General features: G+C 32.4%; 5 protein-coding genes. All 5 read right to left on the bottom strand.

Features of this window, described 5'->3' with window-relative positions; translation table 11 throughout:
- Positions 1-174: 174 nt before the first annotated feature.
- The gene (xerA, locus tag DW721_RS03570) at positions 175-1,143 is read right to left on the bottom strand and encodes a site-specific tyrosine recombinase/integron integrase (protein WP_118744850.1); all 969 of its coding nucleotides are present in this window, start codon (positions 1,141-1,143) and stop codon (positions 175-177) included.
- 222 nt (positions 1,144-1,365) lie between these two features.
- Positions 1,366-1,581 (bottom strand): DUF3791 domain-containing protein, encoded by a 216-nt coding sequence (locus DW721_RS03565; protein ID WP_243020669.1) that lies wholly within the window; start codon positions 1,579-1,581, stop codon positions 1,366-1,368.
- Positions 1,568-1,825 (bottom strand): hypothetical protein, encoded by a 258-nt coding sequence (locus DW721_RS03560; protein ID WP_022013498.1) that lies wholly within the window; start codon positions 1,823-1,825, stop codon positions 1,568-1,570. Before DW721_RS03560 ends, DW721_RS03565 begins: the two co-directional genes overlap by 14 nt.
- A complete protein-coding gene (locus DW721_RS03555; RefSeq protein ID WP_118744849.1) occupies positions 1,822-2,301 on the bottom strand; it encodes a DUF3990 domain-containing protein in 480 nt (159 codons plus the stop codon). Before DW721_RS03555 ends, DW721_RS03560 begins: the two co-directional genes overlap by 4 nt.
- A gap of 22 nt (positions 2,302-2,323) precedes the next feature.
- A partial coding sequence (locus DW721_RS03550; RefSeq protein ID WP_182436190.1) for a restriction endonuclease subunit S occupies positions 2,324-2,953 on the bottom strand: 630 nt, incomplete at its 5' end.

Below are 2,953 nucleotides of genomic sequence, written 5' to 3'. Positions count from 1 at the left end.
TATTAAGTTTTCAGCATTTCTATACCTCATCTTCTTGACTTTCAGTCAAGAAGCATCCCTCGCTTTACGCTCGTTCAATCCGAATTGTTATCTCGCTTTCGGCTCGTTCAATCCGAAGCAAACTCTTATCATTGAAGATGAATTTATAAATCTTTTCGCTTTGCTAAAATCTGTTTAAGCTATATATTTCCTATGAGATGCCTTTACATTATTTTGATTTACGATTGCATATTGCATTGTTGTGTCTATCTGAGAATGTCCAAGTATTTTTTGCACCTGCTCTATCGGCATACCTTTATCTATCGCTCTCGTTGCCATTGTTCTTCTGAATTTATGTGGATGAACTTTTTCTAAATTTAACATTCTCCCCAATTCCCGTATTCTTATTTCAACTCCGCTTATCTTTAGCCTGTCATATGGTGCATTTAAAGTTACAAACAAAGCAGGATTGTTATCTTTGCGGCTTTCTATATAATTTTTCAAATGTATTTTTGACTTTGCATCAAAATAAACCCGTCTTTCCTTATCTCCCTTTCCAAAAACAACACATTCTCTCTCCGAAAAATCAATATCCTCAATATTCAATTTTACAAGCTCGCCTACCCTTATCCCGGTAGAATACAGCAAATCAATCATTGCCGTATCACGGATATTTTTGCAATTATCACGCAATTTCTCAATTTCTTCATCCGAGATAATATTTTTTACTGTTTTTTGAGTTTTAATTTTATGTATTCTCCGCATCGGACTTTTTAAAATATAATCCTCTTCTTCCAACCACGAAAAGAAACTTGAAATATTTCTTCGTATATTATCTACCGTCGTTTTTCCGCAATTATTTATTTTTTGATAATCAACAAGATATGCCCTCATCATTTCCGTTGTTATTTTTCTGATAGGACTTATCACATTTTTTAACAAATGCTCTATCGTGACTCTATAATATTTAATAGTTCGGTCTGAACATCCCTCTATCCTCTTTGCATCAAGAAACATTTTTAAAAACTCATCATTTGATATTTCAGTTTTAGGTGCTTCGTTTTCTGCAAATGTTTTTACTATTACTTCCTGCAGTTTTTTCATCTGTTCTACAGTTAAATACTCTGACATTTCATTTAATACTAATACGATTTTTTCTTCCATGTTAATATCCCCTTTCAAAGATACCAACATCCTACACCTGCATTTGCAATATCAATAAATTACAAGAAAATTTTCTTGCTTTATGAAATTTATAAAAAATCCAAACTTACCGGGTTTTCAGCATTTCTATGTCTCATCTTCTTGACTTTTAGCTCGGTCAATCAATAATTTTTTGACTAATTATATTATGTTAATAGATTAATTAACCAAATTTTATCATAACTACCATGCTGTTTTTCCTGTTTTAATAAGACTGTCAATGTCCATATATGCGTTTTCTATGGCTTCTACATGATATATTTCATACATATTAAAAATAAAATCGGTAAGATTTTTTTCATCTAATATTTTTAAAACATCTGATGCCGACATATTTTTTTCCCTTGCATAGCTTTCAATTAAAAATGTAAAAAATCTAAATTCTTTACTCAATCTCATCACCTCGCAAATATAAAGAATTTCCTGGATCTCCTGTTGCTTCTTCATTTTCCCACATATCAAAAACCGCCAACGGACTAAAATACCACAATTTCATTTCGTCATTCTCTAACATTTCATGCGTTTTAGATGCAAGAAATATCCTAAGAGCATCCATTATGGAAATTCCACGATTTTTTGCTATCAACTCCGCAATTTCCGTATCGAAATTTTGAAGAATTGATGGTTCTGTCCTTTTTGTCATACATTCTCACCACCCAAAAATCTTAATATTGAAATTCCTTTTTCTGTTAAAAAAGCATATTGGTCTGAAAGCTTTTGAGGTTTTAACAAAATCAATGCTGTTTTTTCATCAATTATTCCAGACATATAATTACTTATAACAGGCATAGTATTATCATTTGCAACCGGTCCTATTACCAAGTCATATTTTTCACCAACATACTTTCCTTTCCGATTATCAGCAACAAAATTTAACCACTCTTTATCAGCCGATTCAAATCTGCAAACAGATATTCCGTCCAGTTTTTCTTCATCAAAATCATACATAGAAACAATCGGCTTCCCTTTTCTTCGTCGAATAGTCTGTGTTTTCGCCCATTTAACAGCCTGCTGTCTATTTGAGGTTGTATAAAAACCAGCACCAAAGTCAAGCATCCTATTAGTAACAAGTATTTTAGGCGTACTTACCAGCACATTACTTCCATGATATAAAATCATACATTCTGTTTCCTTTCAATTTTTATCCAAAATATTTCTGCATCAATGAGTCAAACAAAATCTGTGTCTCATCTAATGACTTTTTAATCGCAACTTTTGATTTGTCGATGGCTCGTACAAAATCGGCGAATTGGTTTTGAAGTTCGATTGGTGGAAGAAACATTCGTGTTTTCTTTATTTCTCCTAAATGTAAATTAGGAACTCCAATCCCCTTTATACTCGAGTCAAACTGCCACTTTGTTTCTGGATTATTAATTACGCATTTCAAAAATACAGGGTCAATTATTTTCTTTGGTCTAAGTAATGCAAGACTGACATATATATCAAACACCTCGTCCGTATCATTAACCGCTGCAACGCCATAATTAACACCATTCTTTGACATAAGAATATCATTTCTTTGCGGTTTTATAGTTGCGTACAGCTTTTCGTGTAATTCTGCTGGAATATACTTAATATTAGTCCAATCAACCTTCTGCGACATAACATCCTTAGAAGATAAAAATTTATAACCTTCTTTTTTATCCTCTGTATATTGTGGAGTCTGATGAGTTCCATCTTTTATCAAAGAACAAACATCCTCTATTGTCACTATATCAAACCCATTTTCATTATCATGGAGTGTTCCAAACATCTCGACAAATCGGGCTTT

The organism is Clostridium sp. AM27-31LB (assembly GCF_003480745.1).
Taxonomy (GTDB): Bacteria; Bacillota; Clostridia; order Lachnospirales; family Lachnospiraceae; genus Butyribacter; species Butyribacter intestini.
This window is presented reverse-complemented; position numbering and strand designations above follow the sequence as displayed.

Coding starts and splice junctions, on each gene's coding strand:
- DW721_RS03560 (WP_022013498.1), bottom strand. CDS start 1,825: ATGACAAAAAGGACAGAACCATCAATTCTTCAAAATTTCGATACGGAA.
- DW721_RS03565 (WP_243020669.1), bottom strand. CDS start 1,581: ATGAGATTGAGTAAAGAATTTAGATTTTTTACATTTTTAATTGAAAGC.
- xerA (WP_118744850.1), bottom strand. CDS start 1,143: ATGGAAGAAAAAATCGTATTAGTATTAAATGAAATGTCAGAGTATTTA.
- DW721_RS03555 (WP_118744849.1), bottom strand. CDS start 2,301: ATGATTTTATATCATGGAAGTAATGTGCTGGTAAGTACGCCTAAAATA.